This is a genomic window from Alteromonas sp. ABH2_165, from assembly GCF_056159945.1.
In genome coordinates this window covers 107,729-132,458 of sequence record NZ_JBSWWF010000006.1, presented here as the reverse complement: position 1 = coordinate 132,458, position 24,730 = coordinate 107,729, and the positions used below count along the sequence as shown (strand labels likewise).

Below are 24,730 nucleotides of genomic sequence, written 5' to 3'. Positions count from 1 at the left end.
TCTCCTTAAACCAGTTCAACCGGGATGCGTGATGCACCCGCAATTTTTTCAGCTTCAGTCGCTGGGCGAATTTGGCCACGTTCGTCTACAAACTGAATATTGCTGTCGATGGCTTTGCTGTTAACAAACTGACGGAAACGCTTGCGGGCTTCAGGTGATTCAATGGTGGTTTTCCATTCACACTGGTAAGCGTCTACAACCAGTTGCATTTGCGCTTCCAGCTCGTCACAAATGCCCAGTGAATCATCGATAACCACTGATTTCAGGTAATCCAGACCGCCTTCCAGATTTTCCATCCAGACAGAAGTACGTTGTAAACGGTCGGCGGTTTTCACATAGAACATCAGTACTCGGTCGATGTATTTCACCAGCGTTTCGCTGTCGAGGTCGGTAGCAAAGAGGTCTGCGTGACGCGGTTTCATACCACCGTTTCCGCATACATAGAGGTTCCAACCATTTTCGGTGGCAATAACGCCAATATCTTTACCTTGTGCCTCTGCACACTCACGGGTACAACCAGATACAGCAAATTTAATTTTATGCGGGGCACGTAACCCTTTGTAGCGGTTTTCCAGATCGATGGCCTGGCCTACAGAATCCTGAACACCGTAACGACACCAGGTGCTACCTACACAAGATTTAACGGTACGTAGAGATTTGGCGTAGGCATGACCTGTTTCAAAACCACCCGCTACCAGTTTTTCCCAGATATCAGGTAACTGCTCTACACGTGCGCCGAACAAGTCGATGCGTTGACCACCGGTAATTTTGGTGTACAGACCGTATTCTTTGGCGATTTCACCAATCAGAATGAGTCCTTCAGGTGTAATTTCCCCACCTGGAACACGAGGTACAATCGAGTAAGTACCGTCTTTCTGCATGTTTCCTAGGTAGGTATCGTTGGTATCTTGTAACGGCAGGTTGTTCTGGGTAAGAATGTAATCGTTCCACACCGAAGCCAGCACTGAGCCCACAGCGGGCTTACAAATATCACAACCTAAACCTTCACCGTGCTTTTCGAGCAGTTCATCAAAGCTGTGGATTTCTTCCACTTTAACCATGTGATACAGCTCTTGGCGGGTATAGTTGAAGTGCTCACAAATGGCTTTAGAAACTTCTACGCCACGCTTCTCCAGTTCACCGTCAACCACGTTTTTAAGCAGTGCCGCACAGCCACCACAGCCGGTTGCAGCCTTAGTGCAGGATTTCACTTCACCTACGCTACAGCAACCGCCGTCGATAGCCGCAGTAATATCACCTTTAGAGACGTTGTGGCACGAACATACGGTGGCGGTGTCAGGCAGTGCATCCGCACCCAGGGCTGGCTTCTCGCCGGCAGATGGCAAGATTAACGACTCGGCATGTTCAGGAATATCAATGTCGTTCAGGCTATATTGAAGCAGTGTATCGTAGTCACTGGTGTCACCCACCAGCACAGCACCGATCACTTTCTTCTGTGCACCATCAACGATGAGGCGCTTGTAAATACCTTCAGGCTGGTTGTGATAGGTGTAACTTAAGCTGCCCGCTGTACGGCCGTGGGCATCACCGATTGAACCTACGTCAACGCCCATCAGCTTCAGCTTGGTACTCATATCAGCACCGGCGAATTCCAGATCGCCACCAGTAATATGTGAAACGGCAGCCCGCGCCATTGAGTAACCCGGAGCAACCAAGCCATAAATGCGGCTTTCCCAAAGTGCACATTCACCAATAGCGTATACGTTTGGATCTGAAGTCTGGCACTGGTTATTAATGATAATACCGCCACGCTCGCCAACATCGAGACCCGCTAGGCGACCTAATTGATCGCTAGGGCGAATACCGGCAGAGAACAGAATCATGTCGGTTTCCAGCGCGCTGCCGTCGGCAAATGCCATACGATAACGTGCTTCTTCACCTGCTTCGATAACCTGTGTCGCCTTTTGCGTGTGAACAACCACGCCAAGATCTTCAATTTTATTGCGCAGCAGGTCACCACCCGCTTCGTCGAGCTGAACCGCCATAAGCTGAGGCGCAAATTCAACTACATGAGTTTCGAGGCCGGCTTGCTTTAGTGCATTCGCCGCTTCGAGTCCGAGCAGACCACCGCCCACGACAACACCGGTTTTACTTACTGCCGCAGAAGCTTCAATGGCTTCGAGATCTTCAATAGTACGATATACCAGGCAGTGCTCCTGGTCGTTGCCAGGAATAGGAGGAACAAAAGGATAAGAACCGGTAGCCAATACCAGCACGTCGTAATGGAACGTGCCCTGCGCCGTGCTGACAGACTTATTATCACGGTTAATCTCAGTCACCATGGCGTCGGTGTAGTATTTCACGCCCCAACTGTCGTAAGTGGCTTCATCAGTCATAGCCAGATCTTCAGCGCGACTGCCGCTGAACCACGATGATAAATGAACACGGTCATAAGCCAGACGTTTCTCACCGCTCAATACGATGATTTCGCAGTTTGCGTTGCTGTTTACCAACTGCTCGACGAAATGGTGACCGACCATGCCGTTACCGACAATGACGATTCGCTTGCTAGTCGTTGATGCTGTCATTTCTGAACCCTTATTCTGAGCCATAAAAAAAGCCCACTTTCAGTAAAAACTGAAGGTGGGCTTCTTTGCCTGTTTCGCACTAAACGTGCACAAAATTTTTCTGCATCAGGTTGATGCTGCTAAAGCGGAGAACACGCTATAGATAAGCTTGCGTTACCTGACATTGATACCGGTGGTATCAGTATGATTATTACCTTGCACTAACAGTGCCAATTTTTTCATAACTAAATTTCAATAACTTAGGTCGTCAACCAAAGGGTTCTCCGAAACAAATCGCACTATCAAAATGCATTTGCACCATAAAAATGCAAAGTACCGGGATTAATCTCAGCCTAATTTATCTGTTGCTACACGATAACGAGGATCTTCATTAACGTTAATTTCAACAAACTTATCGGCTTTCTTCAGCAATCCCCGACATTCCTCACTGATGTGACGAATATGCAGTTTCTTGCCCTGTTGTTCATATTTATCAGCCAGGCTGTCCAGCGCATCAATACCGGAGGAATCCCAGATACGGCTGTTATTAAAATCAATGACGACATGCTCGGGATCACCGGCCACATCAAACATTTCTTTAAAATGATGAATTGAGCCGAAGAACACCGGACCGCGTAGTGTATACACTTTCCAACCATCTTCATCGATATGGGTTTTGGCTTCAATATAGCGGGCTGCTTTCCAGGCGAATACCAACGCAGACACAATCACACCCACCACAACCGCAATAGCCAGGTCGGAAATAACCGTCACCGCAGTAACCAGGAACAGAACAAAAGCGTCTTCTTTATTTACGCCACGAATAATGCGGAATGATGCCCATTCAAACGTACCGATTACCACCACGAACATGACACCCACCAGCGCCGCCAGCGGAATCATTTCGATAAGAGGAGCGGCAAACAAAATGAAGCCCAACAGCACGACAGCTGCAGTAATACCCGACAAGCGGCCACGGCCACCAGAATTAATGTTGATCATCGACTGACCAATCATGGCACAACCACCCATGCCACCAAAGAAACCGTTTACGGTGTTCGCCACCCCCTGACCAACACACTCTTTGTTACCACGACCACGGGTGTCGGTGAGTTCGTCAATTAATGTCAGCGTCAGCAGCGATTCAATCAAACCAACCAGACACAAAATCACCGAGGTAGGCAGGATAATCATCAGCGTATCCCAGTTCAGCGGCACCATAGGAATAGCAAATGACGGCAATTCACCGGCCAGGGTTGCCGTGTCTTTCTGATCGGCCGGTAACAGGTCACGGACAAAATCGATAACCGTGCGGGCTTCAAGGTCAAGACCATGCACCAATAGGGTAATGGTAACGATGGCGACCAGCGACGCAGGTACCGCTTTTGTCAGCTTTGGCAGCAGATAAATAATTGCCATGGTGAGCGCGGTAAGCCCCAGCATGATGTAAAGCATGGTGCCTTGCATCCACTCCAGGCCACCGGTAACACTCTGAACTTTAAACTGACCTAACTGGGCCAGGAAAATAACAATGGCAAGGCCATTCACAAAGCCCAACATTACCGGATAAGGCACCAGTCGGATGAATTTGCCAAGACGGAAGATACCGCACAATATCTGCAGGATACCGGCAAGAATGACCGCAGCAAATAAGTACTGCACGCCATGTTGCGCCACCAACGCCACCATGACCACGGCCATCGCACCGGTTGCGCCGGAAATCATTCCCGGGCGACCGCCAATGGCAGAGGTAATGAGGCCCATCATAAAGGCAGCGTACAAACCAATCATTGGCTCAACGCCCGCTACGAATGCGAAGGCTACCGCTTCGGGTACCAAGGCCAGCGCAACAGTAATGCCAGACAGCACATCATTTTTTATGTTGCTGTCTTTGCTATTTATCAGATCAAACATAGGTGTCCAACAGGTTGTGTGATTTAAACAGTGTGGTTAAAAAACGGTCGGCGATTCTATCACCATGCCTCATTAAAATCTTTTAACAAAATGTTAAAAGTCACTTAAGAGACCCATCTAATGTCATGCAAAAGGTACAACGATGCTGTAACGGTTACAGTCGCTCCGAAGATAGAACCTGACACATCGCTGGCTAAAAAACACGCCCATGTTTCTTTTTCCCATACGCTACAAGGGCTAGAGGCGAAGCCAATTTTATCATTTTGATTCGGCATAGTCGCTGCATTGACTCTTATCAACACCTAATCAAACGATTGTGACAACAACATGGAAACCGGTTTACGGCTTAGCATGAAGTATTACCGATAATACTCAGCTGTGCCGGTTTTCTCACTAATAACGCAAAGGGAGTCATTATGGCTATTGTAAAAACAGGTTCAGCGCATTATCAGCCTCTGGGTAAAGACGGTAAAGGCCACGTAAGTTTAGGAAGCGGTGCACTGAGTGATCAACCTTACGGATTTAATACACGCTTCGAAGATAAATCTGGTACTAACCCAGAGGAATTAATTGCCGGTGCGCACAGCAGTTGTTTCGCCATGGCACTTTCATTTGCACTTTCAGATGCAGGTTACAGCGAAGGCGAGTTAAAAGTTGATGCTGCCGTTACCTTAGAAAAAGACGGAGACGGCTTTAAGGTTTCTCAGTCTGCATTGACACTGGAAGCAAAAGTTAGCGGAATCGATGACGACAAGTTTGCTGAAATTGCCAATGGTGCGAAGCAGAACTGCCCAATCTCCAAGCTTCTCAACGCAGAGATTACTCTAGATTACACACTGTCTAACTAACCTAGTGCAATAAACGCTTCAACACTCCGGTTAGTCTGTTGCAGCATTGCAATTCTGCCCGCAGCATTGCAGACTATGCGCTTTTTACAGGCTTTCGGGAGTTAACGTGATTGCATATTTACTTGCCGCCGTCGCTATCATTATCGCTTTTATTATCAATTGGGTAATGCCATTGCCGCTGTGGCGTGCAACCCTTACCTCCTCAATTGCTATTTTCGTAGCAACCACACTTGGACTGCTGTTTTTGCCACTCGGCGTAGATGCCGAACCGGAACAAGTACGCAACTGGGTACTTTCAATTTTACCGTTACTGGGGTTCTTCTCAATTTTGATATCAGTGTTTGTTGGCTGGTTTTTGCATGTGGTGAGAAAATAGAAAAATGGGGCATGCTAAACATGCCCCGAAGCCTCTGGAGTTATCCTCCGAGGGAACACAAGATCGTTTAGTAGGTTTTGTAAGGCAGGAATTTTCCAGACATCACCACTTTCACCCTATCCCCTTTCGGGTCTGGCTCCCGTGTTAAGTCCATTTCGAAATCGATAGCACTCATAATGCCGTCACCAAACTCCTCATGGATGAGCTCTTTTAACGTTGTGCCATACACATTCACCAATTCGTACCAACGATAAATCAATGGATCGGTAGGTACTGCTGTAGGCAAAGAGCCTTTGTAAGGTGCTATTTGAAGCCATGCAACGGCCTCCTCGGATAAATCGAACAACGTGCCTACGGCTTCAGCCTGAGTTTTCGTCATGGCCATCTGCCCCAAACAGGCTGCCGTACTCCATTCTTTTGATTCACCAATTACTTCGGCGGCCTGGGACCATTTGATTTGCTTGCTCACTTTCGCGCTCATAATCATGGCGGTGACTTGCTGTCTATCAGTAATCATTGGTTGCTCCATTTTCAGGTTATTGGAATTTCTCAAAGAGAAGAAATAGCACCAGGCATAACAACACCGCACTTACCCCCTGCCAAAAAGCAACGGGATTACGCTTTAATAATGGCGGGCGCTCGCGGCGCAGAAATGCTGGATTCGGATGATGAAGTTCGTGTATGAATTCCGACAATACGTCGTAACGTTTTACCGGATTGGGTTGTAGCGCCCGCTTTAATGTGTGATCAAGCCAAAAAGGAATGCTTCGGTCGGCATCGAGGACACTGGCGTACTTCAATTTGCGCTGAGCGGTGACGCTACGACACTTCGCCACATTAATTCCATAAGGATACCGCCCGCTCAGCATGTAGTAGGTCATAACCGCTAAAGAGAACTGATCTGAATATTCGCTCCCGGCCTGACCAAGAAAATACTCCGGTGCGGCGTAAATCGCGGTGCCAGGAACCACGTCTTCACTGTCGATAAACTCGTTAATGCCCGCCACTGACGCGGCCCCCAAATCAATCAGGGTAACGGCACTGTGTTCGTTTACCATGACATTTTCAGGGCGTAAATCTCTGTGCAACACGTCTTTTCGGTGTAGCGCCATTAATGCGCGCGCCACTTGCTCAATGATGAGGCGAACGGTGTCTAGATCCGGTTGCGGGTTATCTTCCAGCCATTGCGCCAGTGATTTACCCGCCACGTAATCCGTTACGCTATAGAACGCCGTTTTGCCAAAGCGTTGCTCTGGCGCCCCCACCACATAACGGGATTTCACCCGGCGAGCTATCCATTCCTCCATTCTGAATGCATCGAGATGCGCTTCCTGGCCAGCCATTTCAATAGAGGGCGCTTTGACCACCACCAGCTTGTTTGAAACCGTGTCATTCGCGAGATAAACGTGACTACGGGCGCTGCTGTGCAGCACTCTTAATACATCAAACTGGTCAATTTTATTACCCACTTCCAACACTGGCGGAATAGGTAATTCATCATTGCCGGTAATTATCTGTAAAGTTTGCTGTAACGGCACGTCATTGACCCAAACCACCTGAGCGGTAAGATTATCGGTGCTGCCGTTACCGAACGCGGTTTCCACCAACATTTGAGCAGCGAGTTCAGGCGCATGCCGATTACCGTGGACAATTTGACAGATTGCCCCATCATCAACGTGTTCATAAACGCCATCGGTTATTAAAATGAAGCAATCACCCTGCGCCGTGCGACGACTACTCACATCAATTTTTACGTCGTGATGCACACCAAGGGCATTTGCTAAATAGTGCTGTTGGCTGTTTACATACTCTCGGTGTTCATGGGTGAGTTGCTCAAGCACCCTACCCCGTAACCGATAAATTCGGGCATCCCCCAGGTGGAAACTGTGCACGAGATCATGTTTAAAAATAAGCGCGCTGAAGGTGCACACGTAACCTTTATCTGGTTCGCCAGCAAACTGTGAGTTGTGCGTTTGCCCGAGCAGCCAACGGTTAACAGCCTTTATAACCTGTTCTGCCGCTTTGGGAACTGACCAGGTATCAGAGGTACAAAAGTAATCTTCGAGGAATTGTTTGACTGAAACCTGACTGGCGATATGGCTAACGGAACTGGTGCTGATGCCATCGGCCAGTGCAACGGCAGCCCCTTTGAAGGTGAGCAAGTCGCCCGCGGGAAGCCTGAATCCATAACTGTCTTGGTTTTCAGGCTTTTCGCCGGCACTCGAGAATTGTCCAATCGATAACTGAAGCATAGAAAAGCCGGCCTTTTGGCCGGCTACTGTCTTTATACTAAAGCTGGTTTTGAGTCGTCGTCAGAAGACGCAGACACTGGCGCAGATTGCGCTGCCAGTTTACGTTTTGGTGCAGTGCGATAATGTGTGGTGTAAAGCGTTAAGCCAGTAAATGCCAAACCACCCACTAAGTTACCCAGCGCAGTTGGGATCTCATTCCACAGGAAGTAATCCATGATTGAGAAATCACCACCCATGATCAGGCCGAATGGGAACAGGAACATGTTAACCACTGAGTGCTCAAAGCCCATGAAGAAGAACAGCATGATAGGCATCCACATAGCCAGTACTTTACCACTTACCGACGTAGAAACCATGGCGCCCACTACGCCCAGAGATACCATCCAGTTACACAGCATGCCGCGAATGAAAATGGTCAGCCAGCCTTCCATACCATATTGTGCATAACCCAGGGTACGCGCTTCACCAATACCGGACACTTTAGTGGCAATAGCGCCGCCGTCAGTGTTGTAGCCCATGGTAAAGATAAAAGACATCAGGAACGCTACGGTTAGTGCACCGGCAAAGTTGCCGCAGAAAACCAGGCCCCAGTTACGGAAAATCTGTGACCAGGTAACACCGGGGCGTTTTGCCAACCAGGCCAATGGCGTAAGCATGAATACACCGGTCAGCAAGTCAAATCCCATCAGGTACAGCATACAAAAGCCAACTGGGAACAGTACTGCTCCAATCAGAAACACACCGGTTTGAACCGCAATAGTAATGGCAAAAACCGCCGCCAGCGCCAAAATAGCACCTGCCATATAAGCACGAATCAGAGTATCTCGGGTAGACATGTATATTTTGGATTCACCCGCATCTACCATCTTTGTTACAAATTCATTAGGAAGTAAGTAAGCCATTTTAATTACCTATTAATGTTTCAGGGTTAAGTAAATTGCTACTTACAACAAAATGCGGGCACAAAAAAACGCCCAACCATGCACCGCTTCCGGTGTGGTATTGGACGTCATTATCCAAAATTACATTTTGTTGTACGCAACATTGCGTCGTCGAATATTCCAATACAATTTCAGGGCCAGAAATAAAAATGCGCATAAATTCATTTACTTAGAGCAAAATACAACCACTATTACACTTTCTATGTTTCCTTCCCTGCACCACGGAAAACCAACCAGCGCACCAATAAGATCCAGAATCGTGAAATAAAACGCCCACTTGCTCTTTAGAATACACGCCAAAATATTTATCGTTCCGTTATAGCCCTTGTTATTCGCATATAAGGTAAACCTGTTTAATACTGGAACGAGCTTTGCTACCATTTAATTACACCGCAACGTCATTCAGACACCTTATCGGACACCACTATGGCTGTAATCAGTGACGCCACTAAGCGATTTCTGCTTGCTGCGAAACATGCCGAGATTAAAGCGCTCAATCAACTCGCCTCTAACTGTAAGCTCGTAACATCGGTTAAAGATGTTATTCACCAACTGCAGCGAGAACGGGGGATCAGCAACATTTTCCTGGCCTCTGGCGGAGAGCGCTTCGAACAGCAACGTCTTCAACAAATAGAAGACAGCAATCAGGTTGAACAGAATTTACGAAGCTTACTTAAGTCGCTTTATATGAGCGGAGATGAGAGCGCAGCCAATATGCGCTTGTTGGTAAGCATTAGCATGGCTCTGCAAGGGCTCGATAACTTATCCTCGTTGCGCGAAAAAATCGGTGAGCAGCATTTAACCTCACTTGCGTCCACTCAAGCTTATTGTCGTCTTATCAGCGGGCTTTTGTCGGTGATTTTCGAAGCCGCTGACGTCGCCAGTGACCCCGATATTACACGCCAACTCGTGGCCTTATTTAATTTTCTTCAGGGGAAGGAATTTTCAGGGCAAGAGCGGGCATGGGGAGCCATTGGCTTCGCCGAAACCCATTTCAGCGTGGGTCTGTGTGACAAACTGCATCACTTGCAACAGGCGCAGCAGCACAGTTTTGATGTATTTGCAGCCTTCGCAGAAAAACATGCGAATCAGCAATGGAAAACCATTGAGTCCAGTCAAACCCAAACTGATCTTGAGCGCCTTCGTGCAATGATCGACCAGCTTGCAGACGGCAGCCCTATAGACGGGCAGCTCAGCGAAGTGTGGTACGACATCGCCACATCGCGAATAGACGCCATGCAAAGCGTTGAGGAACTGCTTACCGATCGACTAACCTCGCTGGCCTCTGCACTGGTAGAGCGGGCAGATGCCGAGCTGAAAAACCATCATAAACGAATCAAAACCCTCGAGCAGGAACCGGCAGCTTCCGGTACACCTCTCACCATGCTATTTGATCCGCAAATGCCTGGACTTAAAGGCTCAGAACCTTTTGGCGACGAAATTATAGCGAATGCAGAGAACCTGTCGGCCCATCGTTCTTTTTACGATTTGCTTTGTGAGCAGTCACAGCATATCAAGAAGATGTCCGTTGAATTAGACGAAGCGCGCCAGGCCATTACCGATCAGAAATGTATCGATAGGGCGAAATTGCTGGTCATGCAGCAGTGGGGCATGACTGAAGATCAGGCCTACCGGCGTTTACAAAAGACCGCAATGGATCAAAACTGTAAACTCATCGATGTGGCCGAAAGAGTAGTCAGAGCCACCAAAAAAGTAAAAGCCTGAATACCAGATTTGCCTTGATTTTAAGCTGATTTGCTCTGAACAAGTTTGCTCATAAGCAAACTGCAGAGGCAGAACCAGCCTAAGCCTGCGCTCCAGCCAGCCAGAATATCGGTGGGCCAGTGAACGCCAAGAAATACTCTGCTTATTCCCACCAGCATCACAATAATAACCGCAGTACCTACAAAGCAACGTCGTAAAATGCGCTCCTTAACCAATTGCAAAGCCAGGCTGGTTAAGCAGGCATAGGTCAATGAGGAGCTCATGGCATGCCCTGACGGAAAGCTGCTTGTGTACACTTTCGTAATATGCGGCACCAATTCGGGGCGAGGTCGGTGAAATCCATATTTGAGCGCGAAACTGAATGCTATTCCGCTGATTATCGTAATCAAAATAAACAGGGCTTTATCTCGATGCCCTTTTTCTGCACAAGTTATTGCCGCAAGCGCTGTAAGCAGTAAAAGAAACCAGTTACTTCCTAATGTAGTGATATCGCGAAAGTGCACAGCCAACCATTCCGGCCCTATTGGCTTGGCGGGATCAACGGCACTACGGAAATAGAGCATAATGCTTTTATCCAGTGCGGGAATAGGTTGATAATGGGTCCATACTGCCAGCAGCGAGAGTAATACAATGCTTGCCAGCAGCAGTAACCTATACCTGTTCATGTGCGATGCTTTGTGCTGAAAAGAGATAACAAATGTCCTGCGCGTTTTTTCCTTTATTCCCTTACAAAGCGCATTCAGATCCATTCATCACTCAAGAATATGGGAATTGATTAAGCTGAAACAGCAGAGATAAGCCACGACAGTCACAGAAATGAATAGGCGAAAGTTGATATAATGTACCTATTCCGACTTTCTTTGTGCCATCCATGTTCTCATTTATTACTTCCACGTTGCTACCCGTTCTCTTGCTATTGCTACTGGGCTGGCTGTTTTTCCGTATTAAGTTGGTAGACGAAAACTTTGTTGAAACCGGCTCCAAGCTGGTATTCAAAGTCGCGCTGCCGGCGTTGCTGTTTCTGTCTATCAGTCAGGCTGACTTTAGTCATGCCGCCAACTTGCCTTTAATTGGTGTCGGGATGGCAGGAACACTCATTATGACGGCACTGCTGGTTCTCGCGGCGCGCCAGACAGTACGCCCTTATCAGTCACGGGGCGTGGTGGTGCAAGGCGGCTTTCGAGCCAATATGGGCATTATAGGTCTGGCATATTGTGCCAACACCTACGGTCAGGATGGGCTGGCAGCAGCATCAGTCTATTTGGGCTGTATTACGATTCTGTTTAATATTCTTTCAGTGATGGTGCTGAACTTTTATCAACCCGGAAAGCGTTCGGTGATGGAGCAAGTAAAAGGCATCACCCGCAATCCGTTGATTATTTCCATTGTCATTGCGCTGCCGTTTTCCTATTTTTCCTGGCACCTGCCTGAGGCTGTTACCCGTACCGGCGAATACTTTGCACAGCTCACTCTGCCACTGGCACTACTGTGCACTGGCGCATCACTGCAATTTCGCTCGTTCTCTGCCGATTGGTACAACATTACCTTAAGCACTATCAGCAAGTGTGTGTTGTATCCGGCACTCATGGTTGGCTTGGCCTATGCGGCTGGGTTTACCGGCATGAGCCTTGGCATTGTTCTTTTACTGTCGATTGCGCCAACCGCAGCAGCCAGTTATGTGATGGTACGCAGTATGGGTGGCGATCACCGCCTGGCAGCCAGTATTATTGCGGTATCAACACTGTTCTCTCTACCGGTTACAGCGGTCGCTTTTGGTACCCTGAGCGCCTGGCACCTGGTGTAACGCAGTTTTATGACCAGTCACTAACGAACTGACTGATCCTAGCCCAAACAAAAAAAGCGCATCATTTCACAATGATGCGCTTTTTTGATTACCGATAATAAATCGACTTATTTAGTGCCCGTAGATGCCTGAAACGCTTCCGTCGCGCCTTGAACAGCATTCAGTCGGTCTGCCCATGGATCTTGGCCGTGTACAGCTTCGGCATCCATGTTGAAGTGCATCATGTTATGTTGCTCGCCATCGTAAGGTTTCCACTCTGGCAGTCTGGTCACATTCGGATCGCCATTTTCAATAAAGCTCACCACATAGCTGAATACCAGGTCAGCCGCAGCGGCATCTTTTTCGGTAAATTCGGGATATTTCACGTCTTCCGTTTTAAAGAAAAATGGAATTTCCGCCGCATGGGGAGTGCCTTTTCCATCACGTACACTCTCTGCCACATAGTCATAGCGATACAAGTAGGCGTTTTCGTCCATCTGTGTCATCTGTTGAGCGACAAAGCGAGCAGGCTCTTGCATTGTGAAGTCCTGGCCCACGCTGGCAACCAGTGTTTGCAAGTCGGCGCTTCCATCTGGATCGTAAGCATCGCGGGCAGCCTGAGCGAATTCACCAAAAGAAGCGAACAAGGCATCTTTGTCAGGGAAGCTTGCAAAACCGATATCCTGACTGGTGGTGCCTACCATTACTGGCACTTTAGCCACTTTGCCTTCTTCCAGCATCGTTTGCGTTGCGCCCTGCACAATTTCACCATCGTTAACCGGGCCACCATAAGTGACTACGCCACCCTGCGGCATAAACAGCGCCATCAAATTCAAACCATCGACAACTTGCTCTTCAGGTAATGCGCGCAATGCAGCCAATGCCTCAGGGCCTGTGCCTTCGATCCCATGTTTTTCAGCGAAGTTCACACCAATCTGCTCCAGCGAAGGCTGACCATTGCTGTCTTTATCCAGATAACGCTCGCCCATTAAAGAACGACCGCCACCCGACATAATGATTGCACGCTGGAAAGTGCCTCGCGCGCTAGGTGTTTGCATGAGGTTGTGCACCGAGCCGCCCCCAGCAGATTCACCCATAATAGTCACTTGACTCGCATCACCGCCGAACGCTTCAACGTTTTCCTGTACCCACTTCATCGCCGCGATCTGATCTTCAAAGCCATAGTTGCCCAGCGGGCCTTCTTTTGCAGCAGATAAGGCAGGATGTGCGAAAAAGCCAAAACGTCCAAGTCGGTAGTTAAAGCTAACAAATACCACACCCGCACGGGCGAATTCACTGCCATCGTAAGTGGCTGGCGATGCACCGCCATTAACGTAGCCACCACCGTGGATCCAAACCACAACAGGGCGTTTACCCTCGCCTGGCTGCGGCGCCCATACATTCACATATAAACAGTCTTCCGCTGGCTCTTTACCCAAAGGAGCAGCATCACTTGGGAACGGTTTCTGTGCGCAGTCATTGCCGTAGTCGGTAGTCGCTTTCACGCCGTCCCAATCTGCAACCGGTTGTGGTGAACGCCAGCGGTTTTCACCCACTGGCGGCTTAGCATAAGGAATGCCTTTGAAAACAAGAATGTCATCGTCTTTCACCCCTTCAATGGTGCCATTAGCAATACTAACCTGGGTGTCATTCATCGGCGCACTCGCTTCTGGCTGTTCTGCTGCCTGCTCACCACAGGCTGACAACATCACCGCTGCAATCGCTGACAAAGTAAATACACGTGTTTTCATAGCAACTTTCCTTATTCTAATTATGGGTTAGCCTAACGCACTCAAATGGCACAAACCACGTACCGCATCTTCAAACGGTGTTTCCGTTACATCTACTTCCACGTAGCGATATTTCACGTTCTGTTTATTAAGCAGTTTCACAATAGCCGGGAAGTCGCTTTTGCCATCGCCCGGTGTACCAATGCGTGCCATTTCAGGAATGATAAATCGCGGATCGTCAGTAAGCGGCAGTGAGCCATTGTAGTCTTTCATATGACAGCCAATCACGCGGCCTTCGTATTTCTTCAGCATAGCAACAGGATCGTGTCCGGCAGCCGAAACCCAGCCTAAATCTAACTCGATTTTTACCAGTTCAGGATCGGTGTTTTCCATCATGATGTCGAAAATAAGCTGGCCATCCACTTTATCAAATTCAAAATTATGATTGTGGTAAGCAAACTTAAAGCCCAAATCCTTCATGGTTTGGCCACGTTTATTTAAGCGTGCCGCAATGGCTTTTACTTCTTCAACCGTTGAAGGCTGGTTCAACGTCACTTTGCCATCAGCAAAGCTTAAAAACTCACCCGCCATCGGTTCGATAAAGTAGTCGATATCCAGCTTTTCACCCATTTCACGAATGTAGTCGATATCTTCCAAATCTGAATTGATATGAACGGATGGCACGCTGAGTTTATATTCTTTCAGCATTGCCGCCATGTCATCGACACTCAAACCAAACAGCGGCGCACCTTCAGCGGTAACCGAGCCACCAACGCCAAACAGTTCAAGTTGTTTAAAGCCCGCTGCAGCCAGCTTTTTCACCGTGCCTTTGAAGTCTTTCGCCAGCATGTCACGTACCATGTACATCTGAATGCCGTAAGGACGGGTACCCGTAGCACCACAGCCTGCGGTCATAGAATGCGCCATTGCGCCCGGCACGGCCATCAAACCCGCTACCGCTGCCCCAGCTTTCAAAAAGTGTCGACGTGAAAGTGACGATGTCATGTTTGTTTCCCTTATCAATAACTCTGCACTTAAGTGCCACTTCGGCCATGCGCAAAGAAGTTAATTAAATGTTATCAACCTATAGATTGCCTACATTAGTGACATCGATATCATTTTACAACTGTTGTTTTGCGAAATTCCGATAAATGGCAGAGAAAAGGGGTTTATGGCAGATGACTACTGGTACAACTAAGATTTTGCTAGCCAATGTTGAAAGTTGAGATACCTCTAACCCACTGATATATAGACCGTTCAAAAAACAAATGGATAGCAGTATGCAAGGAAGATGTTTTAAGTGGTTTGTTGTAATTTTCGCATTATCCACATTAGTGACGGGCTGTGGCGCAAATAAAAGAAAACAAAATAGAAAGCCCTGTACCCGCCTCAAAAATATTCTCTAATCAGCAGTATCGTTCACCCAGGCTTTCACCAGATGCAAGCTATGTGGCCGTGTTTGAATATAATGATGGTAGCCCTCGCGTTGGCCTCATTGAACGTGAGTCAGACAACTTCATTCCGGTAGCGGACCTGGGTGAAGGCGGCCAGCTGATCAATCATTTCTGGCTCTCCGCGAACAAGTTGTATCTTGAGGTATCAGTAATCGCAAAAGAGCGGCGTATTGAAGCAACGACCATCATTGAAATAAACGTTAATGATGATGGCATGCCGTCGTTATCGCCCCACCAAATTCGTCAACCCGGATATGTACTCGGTCGCGCTCACTCTGCTTCCGAGAAACTCGTATTTGCGCATAAACCTCCAGAAGGTAAAACCAGAATATTTGTCACAGATCCCATGGCGTTAACCCAAGTCGATTGGCAAGGCGAGGACGAAATTGACGGACTCATTGATGAGTCAGTCTTTTATTTCTATGACTCACCATCAGACCAATTGCTCAGTTTAAGTTACGACAGTGAAGCTTCTACATTTTCAATGAAATACCGCACTTTGCGTGGGACGCAATGGCACACGTTGCTGGAAGATTTTAACACTGAATATAGCTTTAAACCCATGGGGTTTATCGACGAGAACAACCTGGCCGTACTCAGTGACATATCTACCGACAAGATTGCACTGTACCGGTATAACATCCCCACAAAAACCTTTGGCGAAGTATTATACGAGCACGAAAGCTACGACCTGCTATCTGCCGAAGTCAATTATGAAACAGGAGAACCGACTTCTGTTACATACTATAAAGGTGGCGAACTCACCGTTGAATACCTTAATTCCGTACACAGTTACCGACAGTCTGTACTGAATGCTAACTTAAATGGACGCAATGCTATTCTGGTTGATTATAGTGCCGAAGCGGACGTGTATGTTGTTGCAGCCTACGCCCCTGATGCGCCAGCCGATCTCTACGTTTACGATGTACAGAACAAAGTCGCAAGCTTACTGTTTTCCGTTCAACCTGATTTAGATGAATATCGCTTCTCTGCAGCACAACTGCTCACTTTTGAATCCTCATCGAATCAAATTGAGTCTTACTTTTATCCCGCAGTTGGTGAGGACAACAATACACTTTTGGTAATGCCTCACGGTGGACCGATTGGTGTACGCGACACGGCCGACTTCAACCGTGTTGTACAGTTTTATACCACCCGCGGATATGCCGTTTTACAAGTCAACTTTCATGGTTCATTTGGCTTCGGCAAGGCTTTCAGAGAAGGCGGCGTTGGCGAGTTTGGCCAGCAAATAGAACGTGACATCGTGCAGGCTATTTCACAACTTGAACAACATCACTCTTTTGAAAATAGCTGTGCTATGGGAGCCAGTTACGGTGGCTATTCAGCGCTTATGCTCAGCATTCTACATCCAGATCTAGTGGATTGCGTAGTAGCGCGATTCGGCATATATGACTTGCCACTGGTTTTTAATCAAAGCAACGTGAAAACCAGCGAAGAATGGTTAAAGAAAGTTGAAAATACAATTGGGGAATACGATGAGAACCTGTTCGATATTTCTCCCCTATATTTGGCAGAAAAAATCGCTAAACCCTTATTGCTTACAGCAGGCTACGAAGATGATGTTGCAGCATTCGAACATACTCAACGTTTGGATTATGTGCTGACCAAGCTCGGAATTCCTTTCGAACGGGCTTACTACAAACATACCGGTCACGGCCATTCAATTTGGAGTGGCGATCAACACGAACATGTATTGATTGACGACTTTATCCGCCGCCAATTATCGATTCCTCCACTACCTATTAAAACGGTCAACAAAGCGCAACAAAAGTTACTCGCTGAGGATTTGCTTTTAGTGGCGAATGGTTTCTCAAGAGATAATCGCGTAGATAAAGACGAAAAAAGAGCGGCTTATTTTTATGAGCAAGCCGCAACTACCGGCCAACCTGAGGCATTATTACAGCTCGCACTAAGCCAACTCTCTGCGAAAGAATCCGTGTCATCAATACCGGATACCATTGCGCTGCTTAAGCAGGCTGCTGAGTTAGGGAATGCTGATGCGGCTTATCAACTCACTTACCGGTATCTGTTCGATTATAGATTCGGTGCACCACAGCCTTTGCTGGCTAAAACATTTCTCGATAAATCCATCGCACTAGATAACAGTTACCGTACCACGCTGCTAACGCAATTTTGGGATTGCCTCTGGACAAAAGGAGGAACGAAACAGTGTTTGTCTGCAATGAAGTCGGTGCCGAAAGCTCAAGATGATCAATACCAATACTTATTTAAAAACATTGTTGCTGAACTCGTAACCAGACTTGAGGGCGATAGCGATAGTATTGAAGTATTAATGAAGGAATACGCCAATATTGCGCCTAGCAGCACACTCATTGATAAAATCGAAAGTGGCCTATTCAGCAAACTGGCAAATGGTGAGGAAGCTTTCAGCTCTGTTGAAGGTTTATCTTTGCAGCCGGGAGACCGAGTAGCCATCGACTATAAACTTTCCACCAGCAATATGTTTAGAGCCGCCGATCAACCGCTTGGTGTGGTTATTGAATGGCACGGTGTAAAAGCAAATGGCGAAGTCAGTATATTAGAGCGCACATTTTTTTATAACTACCCACGCTACCATTCTATACTCAGAAAAACACGTTTCCATAGTTCCCATGTTTTAGATACATACAATCAGCAGTTTACCGACATCAAGGTAGTGCTGAAAGACATCTATAACAAGCCGCAGCTTAGCGAAACCTTTAATTTGCACTAGGTGAATTTGAGAGGGCACAATCTAGCAGAGGCTACCAGGGGAACTTGAAGTTCCTTAGGAAGTGGACCTTCCTCCTGGTTATATCTCAAGCAAACTCATTAAATCGGGGCATTCAGCGAACTCAGGAATGCCCTTTGCAACACTTTACTCTTCAGTAACTTAGAGCAATGACATCAATTTTTGACGAAGAAATAAGTATATTTTTATCAGCCGCTCTATTTGCGTTTAATTAAGCAAAAATACTTTTTACCGCGCTGAAGTAGCCAGTATTCGTCAAAAAGTGGAAAACCCAGCCGCGCATTTCCGGATATAACTTTCTCACCGTTAACGCTAATAGCTTTATCTTCGATGAGCTCTCTAGCAATACGTCTTGACTTAGCAAACCCTGATTCGATTAACAGTTCGACAAGGTTTAGCTGAGGTGTCTCAATTGTACGCATTCCATCTAACTCTAGCTGTTTTATTTCACTGTAGCTGAGCTTCTCAACCCCACCTGTAAATAATGCTTCCGTTATGCGCTCTGCGCTTTGAAGCCCAGCCTCACCATGCACAAAACGTGTAATGTGTTGCGCAAGGATCTTTTGTGATTGGGGTTTGCCCTGGGCCTTTTTATCTTCCCATTCGAGTTTATCGATTTCATCACAAGGAAGGAGTGTGTAATACCGAAGGAGATTAAACACATCGGCATCGGATGTGGATAACCAAAACTGATAAAACATGTATGGTGAGGTTTTTTCTGGATCAAGCCAAATGGTTCCACTTTCTGTCTTTCCGAATTTCGTACCGTCTGATTTGGTTATCAAAGGTAAAGTCAAACCAAATACTTGCTTGCGATTTTGACGACGAGTGAGGTCAATACCACTGACGATATTTCCCCACTGATCATTGCCTCCGATTTGTAAGCTGCAATCATATTCTCGATTCAGTACTGAAAAGTCATAGGACTGGAGTAAATTGTAGCTAAACTCGGTAAAGGTAATGCCTTGTTCTGGCCTTTTCAAACGTTGCCTTACAGACTCACGGCTTATCATAGTATTAATTGAAAAATGCTTACCAATATCGCGAAAAAAATCGATAACGTTAATATTACTCATCCAGTCTGCGTTATTGACGATTGTCACTGGCTCGCTTAGATGCGGCGCTAACAGCTGTTCAATTTGATTGATGAGAGCATTGACCCACCCTGCAACCTTTTCTGCAGAATTCAAACTACGCTCTTCCGCTTTAAAACTTGGATCGCCTATCATGCCAGTAGCCCCACCTATCAGTGCTATTACATGGTGGCCGGCATCTTGGAAGCGTTTAAGCATAATCAGTGGAACTAAATGTCCAATGTGTAAGCTACCTGCAGTAGGATCGAAACCGCAGTACACCGTTTGTGTCCGATTAAGTTGTTGCTCTATTTGGTCTAAATTACTGGCTTGAGCAATTAGCCCGCGCATCTGTAGTTCTTGAATTAATGTCATCACTAAGGTCTCGTCCGTATGAATAATGTGATGTACAGACTACGAGTCGAAACTTTTTCCTGATATATCCTTAAAGGGACAAAAGCTCAAATTAGTGAGTAATTATATGGTTAAGAAAAATTTGGAAAAGCTCACTGAGAGATGACACCCGAAGCTGGGTATAGATGCGCTTGCGGTGGTTTTTCACTGTTCCTTCCGCAATAGCTAATTGCACAGCAATTTCTTTAGAATCAAGCCCTTTTAATATTAAGCGGACAATTTGTTTTTCTCTTTTTGAAAGTAATCCATCGCCAAAAGTAAGCAGGCCATGCTCAAGCCACTCCCGTCTTTTTAAGGAGTAAGACTCCGGCGATAAGACCGGTTCAGCGAGTAAAAACTCTTTTTGTTTCCAGTGTTGCTGACAAAGCGATTGGATGACAGAGAAATATGACCTTAAGGTTTCGATGTTTGACAACGAAAATGGTTTACCCTTTTGGGTAGAGCCTAGATAAATAGCTACCCAGCGACTTGGTTCAACCTCTATAAGTATACATAGCTCATCTTCCCAGCCCGTTTGCTGGTAGAACTGATTGATATATGTTTGATAATCAGTATCTAGCCTGATTACGTCTTTTAATAAGAAAACGCCTTGCTGTTCAACGGAAGTTAAATGCTTATGAAACGGATCATTCTGAAAAGCGTTTGTGATGTAGCGCTCGAAAAGCAATTCTCGATTACTCTTGATGGAATCGTACAGATAAATTGGATGCTTGCCATTACGTAAACCAAGAATCACTGCGCAGTCGTAACTCACTACCGAATCGAATAACGCCATCAATGCAGAGGTGAAATTTGTTGATTTTAGAGACGATATGACATTAGCAAGCAGGCTATTAATTTGTGATTCTGGCATAACACCCAAAACGAATAATCAAGACTTTCAATTTCCCGTAGCTACCGTAAATGCGCAAAGTTAAACCTAACCGCTGGATGGGTGAAACCAAATGCCTCTACCCCAGCTTACTGCCGCCGAGGCAGTTTGGTGAGGCGTTTACGCTGCCGCCTCTGGCTTCCCATTCTTCTGGTGTGTAGGTGTGCATCGCTAACGCATGTACCGGGCCTTGTAAGGCTTCGGCCAGCAAACCGTTTACTTTTTGGTGTCGTGGTACCCGGCGCACGTTTTCAAAATCGCTGGTGACTACAGTAACTTTAAAGTGGCTTTGCGCGCCCGGTGGTACATTGTGCATATGACTTTCATCCAGCACTTCCAGGTACACAGGCGACAGGGCTTCTGTTAATTGCTGTTCTATAAAGGCTTTTACGTCAACCATGATTACTCCGGTGTAGCAGGATAAATATAACGAAATGTAAGGTTGATTCTACCACCGATACTACGGCTCGTCTTGTTGATACCGTGCAGATAATTACGCTGGGTATCACCGCGCATTATTAGCAAAGAGCCATGTTCCAGATTAATGCGTGTGGTTTCTTTCGTTTGCTTGTGGCGGAATATAAAGGGGCGCCCTTCGCCCAGGGTTAATGAAGCAATAACCGGTTGCACGCCCAATTCAGGTTCATCATCGGCATGCATGCCCATGCTGTCTTGTCCGTGTCGATACCAGTTTGCAAGTACGCTGTTAAAGCGGCAACCGGCTGTTTTTTCGCAGCGCGAACGCAGGTTTTGCAATTCCGTTGTCCATTCCTTGGGCACCATGGTGAGTCCAGAGTAGGTGTATTGGGTGGTCAAATCACCATACCAGGCCTGCAGGCGGGGAATTTTCACCGGCTTGCCAAACAGTTTAATGGTATCCTGTGACCAGCTTAATGATGATGCCAACGCATGATAAAACGCAGTGGCCTCTTGATCTGCTAGCCAGCGGGGCATGTAAACCACATCAGCCCCCGGCAGCGGAATCATTTGAGGCTGCGAAGCGTGTTCACTGTCATCATCGAAAAATGAAAATTGCATAAACCTGGAACCTGTTAACCATACCCATGAGCGACAACACCGTTTTCGCATTTCGCGACCGCAAACTTAAACTTATCCGCCACCCCGCCAAACACCAGCATGTGAGTTTGCAGGCCTGGGACAGTGCAGATGAGCTGATTATTGATCACATTGCTGAAACCCAGTCTTCATCTTTGGGCAAATGTATCATATTCAATGACGATTTCGGGGCGCTGGGTTGCTGGTATGCCGAGCAGTCGCCTCACTGGGTGTCAGATTCGTGGATTTCGCACCGTTCGCTGGAAGATAATCTGGTGGTAAACGGCTTCGAAGAAAGCCTTTCTGCGGAAGGTTTGGTAAGTGCGCCTGTAATTGCTGCAGACTGTCTGGCCGCGCTGCCAGATAAACCCGATACCATCGTGTTGAAAATCCCTCGGGCACTGGCATTGCTTGAGCATCAGCTAATTATGTTGCAACAAGTCATTACACCTGACACGCGCATCATTGCTGGGGCGAAAGCAAAAACCATCACGAAAAACGTGTTGGAACTGTTCGAGCGTTATATTGGCGAAACGAAAACGTCGTTAGCAAAGAAAAAGTCTCGCTTAATTTTTTCTACACCTGATGCCGCCAAGCTCAACGTCCCTGCAACATCGCCTTACCCGACTCGTTGGTCCGTTCGTACTCAAAACGGTTTAAATGTGTCTGTGGCAAACCATGCGAATGTGTTCTCCCGCCAATCGCTGGATATCGGTGCCCGTTTCATGTTGGAACACATGAATGTGACCAACAATGAGCGTGTTATTGATCTTGGCTGCGGTAACGGCGTGCTTGGGCTCAACGCGCTCTCGCTGGCCCCGGAAGCCCGCATTACGTTTGTTGATGAGTCTTTCATGGCCCTGGCGTCGGCAAAGCTGAATGTGCAAGAAAATTTTCCTGATGCGCTGGAGCGCTGTGAGTTTGTGCCCTCGAACTGTCTTGATGCAATAAGGCAGCGTGGCGACGGCGGTTATAGCAAGGTATTCTGCAATCCTCCATTCCACCAGCAAAATGCCATTACCGATCATATTGCCTGGCAAATGTTTACCGACGCTAAAGATTGTCTCGCCCGTGGCGGCCATCTTGTGGTGGTAGGCAACCGCCATCTTGATTACCATATAAAATTAAAGCGGATCTTCGGCGGCGTGAGTCAGCTTGCCAGTCACCAGAAGTTCGTGATTCTCAACTCAGCTAAACGTTAAGGGAGTTCACTATGTTACGTACGTTGTTTCTGGCTTTAGTGCTGATCACCACCTCTGCGGTGGCTGCGAAAAAAGAAAAAGACGGTTCTCATGTTCAGCCAGATAACTACTATCCGCGGGTTAAAATGGAGACCTCAGCAGGCGATGTAATCGTAGAACTTTATCGCCGCCGCGCCCCCATTACCGTAAATAATTTTCTGCGTTATGTTGATGCAGGCAGTTACAACAACACGGTGTTTCATCGCATTGTGCCCGGCTATATTGTGCAAGGCGGTGGCTACGATGTGGAATATGGTGAAAAGCCAGAATACGATCCGATTTTTAATGAGTCGGGCAGCGGCATGAAAAACAAAATGTACACCATATCGATGGCACGTCAGAACAACCCGCATTCGGCTACTCGTCAGTGGTTTTTCAATATGAATGACAACAGCAACCTGGACCCGGGACGGGACTGGGGTTACTCGGTATTCGGAATGATTGTTGAAGGCGAAGCGGTTATTGAGAAAATGATGGAAGTAGAACTCGATTATCAGCCTGCTATTGGTGAAGTCAATTCGCCCAAAGAGCCTATCATTCTGAAAAAAGTGACGGTGCTTCCACCGGTTTAAGTCACAAATGAATAAACCCGCGCCCCGTTAATCAACGGGGCGTTTTCATTTCCAGCCAGAAAAACTGTTGCCCGCGAATGCCCGGCATAAACAGTTCGCCTTGTCTGCTAAAGCCCAACTTTCTAAGCAGTTTCTGCGAATCATGGTTTTCACCATGGGTCATGGCAGTGAGGTAGTCCACGCATAACTGCTCACGGGCAAATGCAATAACCGCCTCGCAGGCTTCGACACCCATTCCTTTTCCCCTAGCTTCAGGTAATAACGCAAAACCTAAATCAGGCGCAGAGAACAGCCCGCGGTTAATTAACCCGCACATGCCAAGGGCTTTACCCGTTAATCGATCTTCAATAGCGAACAAACCGTAGCCGTGGGTATCGAAATGCTTCATGGCATTGTCGATATAAGTAGTGGCTTCGAGCAAGGTGTTCACGCCACGGTTACCAATAAAACGCAACCACAGTGGGTCGTGGTTAAGTGCATAGATCCAAGGTTCATCGCCATGTCGGGGTTGGCGTAAATCTAATTGTGAGGTAGACAGTTTCATAGCAGCGCCCCCAGAATGGTGTCAATGATGTCACGATGTGCCGGTGAGACCTTAGCGGCACGTGGGTATTGTGGATCGCGCCTGTCATCTATCAGATGCTGATTCCAGTGTCCGGTTTGCTCGACAAACGTTTTGGCGGCTTCTTCGCCCCCCGCTTCCAGGCAGCCAACCATACACGTATCGACATAAGACCGATGAATGGGATAATTGGCTTCTGCCGGGTAGCTAGCCAGCGAACGACAAATATAGACTCGCTTTTCCCCGAGAAAATCTCGTAAAGCCTGGGCGGATTGCGCTGGTAGAAGAGTCGAAATTTGTGTTACTGGAACCTGCTCGAATTGATAGTCTCTTTCGCGGTCGGCAAGGGCGGGATCGATATCTGTAGCAATGAGCTGCGCATTCAGGCAACCCTGAGCGCCAGGCAACGCACCCACATACGTTTGTTGTTCTTCCAGACTGCGCGTGATCCAGGCTCGGGTATAACCAGCAACCTGTACCAACAGACCTTGATGCTCGATATTAGAGAAACGACGACGGCTGTCACTGCTCATCAGGCTACCGTAGCCGAGTATCAGTGGCTTATTCTCCGTAGCCCGCATCCACGATGTTAATTCTGAAAACTGCAAAAAAACTCCCGCGATGGAAAACCATAACGG

General features: G+C 47.3%; 21 protein-coding genes. 7 read left to right on the top strand and 14 right to left on the bottom strand.

From position 1 onward, the window contains the following. Positions 1–5: 5 nt before the first annotated feature. Together nirB and ACXAFQ_RS12950 are read right to left on the bottom strand one after the other, a co-directional pair. Entirely contained in the window at positions 6–2,549 is a 2,544-nt protein-coding gene (gene nirB, locus ACXAFQ_RS12955) for a nitrite reductase large subunit NirB (protein WP_474822839.1), read from the bottom strand. 327 nt (positions 2,550–2,876) lie between these two features. Further along, positions 2,877–4,442 (bottom strand): SulP family inorganic anion transporter, encoded by a 1,566-nt coding sequence (locus tag ACXAFQ_RS12950; protein WP_474822837.1) that lies wholly within the window; start codon positions 4,440–4,442, stop codon positions 2,877–2,879. 416 nt (positions 4,443–4,858) lie between these two features. On the opposite strand from ACXAFQ_RS12950, the gene ACXAFQ_RS12945 reads away from it, so the two are divergent. Both ACXAFQ_RS12945 and ACXAFQ_RS12940 read left to right on the top strand, forming a co-directional pair. Continuing rightward, entirely contained in the window at positions 4,859–5,290 is a 432-nt protein-coding gene (locus ACXAFQ_RS12945) for an OsmC family protein (protein ID WP_474822833.1), read from the top strand. Positions 5,291–5,396: 106 nt separating this feature from the next. Further along, positions 5,397–5,666 (top strand): hypothetical protein, encoded by a 270-nt coding sequence (locus tag ACXAFQ_RS12940; protein ID WP_474822831.1) that lies wholly within the window; start codon positions 5,397–5,399, stop codon positions 5,664–5,666. A 67-nt stretch (positions 5,667–5,733) separates the two neighbouring features. Here ACXAFQ_RS12940 and cynS read toward each other — a convergent pair whose 3' ends face one another. Genes cynS through ACXAFQ_RS12925 form a run of 3 tightly spaced genes read right to left on the bottom strand, consistent with a single transcriptional unit; the run spans position 5,734 to position 8,820 of the window. Further along, positions 5,734–6,183 carry a cyanase gene (cynS, locus tag ACXAFQ_RS12935; RefSeq protein ID WP_474822829.1) on the bottom strand — a complete coding sequence of 150 codons (450 nt, stop codon included), beginning with the start codon at positions 6,181–6,183 and terminating at the stop codon, positions 5,734–5,736. A gap of 19 nt (positions 6,184–6,202) precedes the next feature. Next, positions 6,203–7,918, bottom strand: a complete 1,716-nt coding sequence (locus ACXAFQ_RS12930; protein ID WP_474822825.1) for a bifunctional protein-serine/threonine kinase/phosphatase — start codon at positions 7,916–7,918, stop codon at positions 6,203–6,205. A 32-nt stretch (positions 7,919–7,950) separates the two neighbouring features. Further along, complete coding sequence (locus tag ACXAFQ_RS12925; protein WP_070123780.1) at positions 7,951–8,820, bottom strand: formate/nitrite transporter family protein; 870 nt, start codon at positions 8,818–8,820, stop codon at positions 7,951–7,953. A 465-nt stretch (positions 8,821–9,285) separates the two neighbouring features. On the opposite strand from ACXAFQ_RS12925, the gene ACXAFQ_RS12920 reads away from it, so the two are divergent. Next, a complete protein-coding gene (locus tag ACXAFQ_RS12920; protein WP_474822819.1) occupies positions 9,286–10,584 on the top strand; it encodes a nitrate- and nitrite sensing domain-containing protein in 1,299 nt (432 codons plus the stop codon). Between the two features lie 20 nt (positions 10,585–10,604). Here the strand turns inward: ACXAFQ_RS12920 and ACXAFQ_RS12915 are convergent, their stop codons facing one another. Continuing rightward, complete coding sequence (locus tag ACXAFQ_RS12915) at positions 10,605–11,249, bottom strand: phosphatase PAP2 family protein (protein ID WP_474822815.1); 645 nt, start codon at positions 11,247–11,249, stop codon at positions 10,605–10,607. 206 nt (positions 11,250–11,455) lie between these two features. Here ACXAFQ_RS12915 and ACXAFQ_RS12910 point away from each other — a divergent pair, with 206 nt between their 5' ends. After that, positions 11,456–12,388 carry an AEC family transporter gene (locus ACXAFQ_RS12910; RefSeq protein WP_474822811.1) on the top strand — a complete coding sequence of 311 codons (933 nt, stop codon included), beginning with the start codon at positions 11,456–11,458 and terminating at the stop codon, positions 12,386–12,388. 107 nt (positions 12,389–12,495) lie between these two features. Here the strand turns inward: ACXAFQ_RS12910 and ACXAFQ_RS12905 are convergent, their stop codons facing one another. Both ACXAFQ_RS12905 and ACXAFQ_RS12900 read right to left on the bottom strand, forming a co-directional pair. Further along, positions 12,496–14,118 carry a carboxylesterase/lipase family protein gene (locus ACXAFQ_RS12905; RefSeq protein WP_474822807.1) on the bottom strand — a complete coding sequence of 541 codons (1,623 nt, stop codon included), beginning with the start codon at positions 14,116–14,118 and terminating at the stop codon, positions 12,496–12,498. Positions 14,119–14,145: 27 nt separating this feature from the next. Continuing rightward, a complete protein-coding gene (locus ACXAFQ_RS12900) occupies positions 14,146–15,102 on the bottom strand; it encodes a TIM barrel protein (RefSeq protein WP_474822803.1) in 957 nt (318 codons plus the stop codon). A 339-nt stretch (positions 15,103–15,441) separates the two neighbouring features. Here ACXAFQ_RS12900 and ACXAFQ_RS12895 point away from each other — a divergent pair, with 339 nt between their 5' ends. Continuing rightward, the gene (locus ACXAFQ_RS12895) at positions 15,442–18,285 is read left to right on the top strand and encodes an alpha/beta hydrolase family protein (RefSeq protein WP_474822799.1); all 2,844 of its coding nucleotides are present in this window, start codon (positions 15,442–15,444) and stop codon (positions 18,283–18,285) included. 215 nt (positions 18,286–18,500) lie between these two features. On the opposite strand, the gene tyrS is transcribed toward ACXAFQ_RS12895, so the two are convergent. The 4 genes from tyrS to ACXAFQ_RS12875 form a co-directional block, all read right to left on the bottom strand. Further along, the gene (tyrS, locus tag ACXAFQ_RS12890; RefSeq protein ID WP_474823638.1) at positions 18,501–19,751 is read right to left on the bottom strand and encodes a tyrosine--tRNA ligase; all 1,251 of its coding nucleotides are present in this window, start codon (positions 19,749–19,751) and stop codon (positions 18,501–18,503) included. Positions 19,752–19,842: 91 nt separating this feature from the next. Beyond that, positions 19,843–20,643 carry a LuxR C-terminal-related transcriptional regulator gene (locus ACXAFQ_RS12885; protein WP_474822796.1) on the bottom strand — a complete coding sequence of 267 codons (801 nt, stop codon included), beginning with the start codon at positions 20,641–20,643 and terminating at the stop codon, positions 19,843–19,845. Between the two features lie 97 nt (positions 20,644–20,740). Continuing rightward, entirely contained in the window at positions 20,741–21,061 is a 321-nt protein-coding gene (locus ACXAFQ_RS12880) for a BolA family protein (RefSeq protein ID WP_070123770.1), read from the bottom strand. A gap of 2 nt (positions 21,062–21,063) precedes the next feature. After that, positions 21,064–21,699 carry an alpha-ketoglutarate-dependent dioxygenase AlkB family protein gene (locus ACXAFQ_RS12875; protein WP_474822793.1) on the bottom strand — a complete coding sequence of 212 codons (636 nt, stop codon included), beginning with the start codon at positions 21,697–21,699 and terminating at the stop codon, positions 21,064–21,066. A 26-nt stretch (positions 21,700–21,725) separates the two neighbouring features. Here ACXAFQ_RS12875 and ACXAFQ_RS12870 point away from each other — a divergent pair, with 26 nt between their 5' ends. Then, positions 21,726–22,919, top strand: coding sequence for a methyltransferase (locus ACXAFQ_RS12870; RefSeq protein WP_474822790.1), 1,194 nt, complete (start codon positions 21,726–21,728; stop codon positions 22,917–22,919). An 11-nt stretch (positions 22,920–22,930) separates the two neighbouring features. Next, the gene (locus ACXAFQ_RS12865) at positions 22,931–23,530 is read left to right on the top strand and encodes a peptidylprolyl isomerase (RefSeq protein WP_070123767.1); all 600 of its coding nucleotides are present in this window, start codon (positions 22,931–22,933) and stop codon (positions 23,528–23,530) included. Positions 23,531–23,561: 31 nt separating this feature from the next. On the opposite strand, the gene ACXAFQ_RS12860 is transcribed toward ACXAFQ_RS12865, so the two are convergent. Together ACXAFQ_RS12860 and ACXAFQ_RS12855 are read right to left on the bottom strand one after the other, a co-directional pair. Beyond that, positions 23,562–24,074, bottom strand: a complete 513-nt coding sequence (locus tag ACXAFQ_RS12860; RefSeq protein WP_474822786.1) for a GNAT family N-acetyltransferase — start codon at positions 24,072–24,074, stop codon at positions 23,562–23,564. Beyond that, the gene (locus ACXAFQ_RS12855; protein WP_474822781.1) at positions 24,071–24,700 is read right to left on the bottom strand and encodes a gamma-glutamylcyclotransferase; all 630 of its coding nucleotides are present in this window, start codon (positions 24,698–24,700) and stop codon (positions 24,071–24,073) included. The genes ACXAFQ_RS12860 and ACXAFQ_RS12855 overlap by 4 nt, the downstream gene beginning before the upstream one ends. Positions 24,701–24,730 lie beyond the last annotated feature (30 nt).

Bases quoted from the DNA above. Each gene is read 5' to 3' on its own strand.
- nirB (WP_474822839.1), bottom strand. From the start codon at position 2,549: ATGACAGCATCAACGACTAGCAAGCGAATCGTCATTGTCGGTAACGGC.
- ACXAFQ_RS12950 (WP_474822837.1), bottom strand. From the start codon at position 4,442: ATGTTTGATCTGATAAATAGCAAAGACAGCAACATAAAAAATGATGTG.
- ACXAFQ_RS12945 (WP_474822833.1), top strand. From the start codon at position 4,859: ATGGCTATTGTAAAAACAGGTTCAGCGCATTATCAGCCTCTGGGTAAA.
- cynS (WP_474822829.1), bottom strand. From the start codon at position 6,183: ATGATTACTGATAGACAGCAAGTCACCGCCATGATTATGAGCGCGAAA.
- ACXAFQ_RS12930 (WP_474822825.1), bottom strand. From the start codon at position 7,918: ATGCTTCAGTTATCGATTGGACAATTCTCGAGTGCCGGCGAAAAGCCT.
- ACXAFQ_RS12925 (WP_070123780.1), bottom strand. From the start codon at position 8,820: ATGGCTTACTTACTTCCTAATGAATTTGTAACAAAGATGGTAGATGCG.
- ACXAFQ_RS12920 (WP_474822819.1), top strand. From the start codon at position 9,286: ATGGCTGTAATCAGTGACGCCACTAAGCGATTTCTGCTTGCTGCGAAA.
- ACXAFQ_RS12915 (WP_474822815.1), bottom strand. From the start codon at position 11,249: ATGAACAGGTATAGGTTACTGCTGCTGGCAAGCATTGTATTACTCTCG.
- ACXAFQ_RS12910 (WP_474822811.1), top strand. From the start codon at position 11,456: ATGTTCTCATTTATTACTTCCACGTTGCTACCCGTTCTCTTGCTATTG.
- ACXAFQ_RS12905 (WP_474822807.1), bottom strand. From the start codon at position 14,118: ATGAAAACACGTGTATTTACTTTGTCAGCGATTGCAGCGGTGATGTTG.
- ACXAFQ_RS12900 (WP_474822803.1), bottom strand. From the start codon at position 15,102: ATGACATCGTCACTTTCACGTCGACACTTTTTGAAAGCTGGGGCAGCG.
- tyrS (WP_474823638.1), bottom strand. From the start codon at position 19,751: ATGACATTAATTCAAGAACTACAGATGCGCGGGCTAATTGCTCAAGCC.
- ACXAFQ_RS12885 (WP_474822796.1), bottom strand. From the start codon at position 20,643: ATGCCAGAATCACAAATTAATAGCCTGCTTGCTAATGTCATATCGTCT.
- ACXAFQ_RS12880 (WP_070123770.1), bottom strand. From the start codon at position 21,061: ATGGTTGACGTAAAAGCCTTTATAGAACAGCAATTAACAGAAGCCCTG.
- ACXAFQ_RS12875 (WP_474822793.1), bottom strand. From the start codon at position 21,699: ATGCAATTTTCATTTTTCGATGATGACAGTGAACACGCTTCGCAGCCT.
- ACXAFQ_RS12870 (WP_474822790.1), top strand. From the start codon at position 21,726: ATGAGCGACAACACCGTTTTCGCATTTCGCGACCGCAAACTTAAACTT.
- ACXAFQ_RS12865 (WP_070123767.1), top strand. From the start codon at position 22,931: ATGTTACGTACGTTGTTTCTGGCTTTAGTGCTGATCACCACCTCTGCG.
- ACXAFQ_RS12860 (WP_474822786.1), bottom strand. From the start codon at position 24,074: ATGAAACTGTCTACCTCACAATTAGATTTACGCCAACCCCGACATGGC.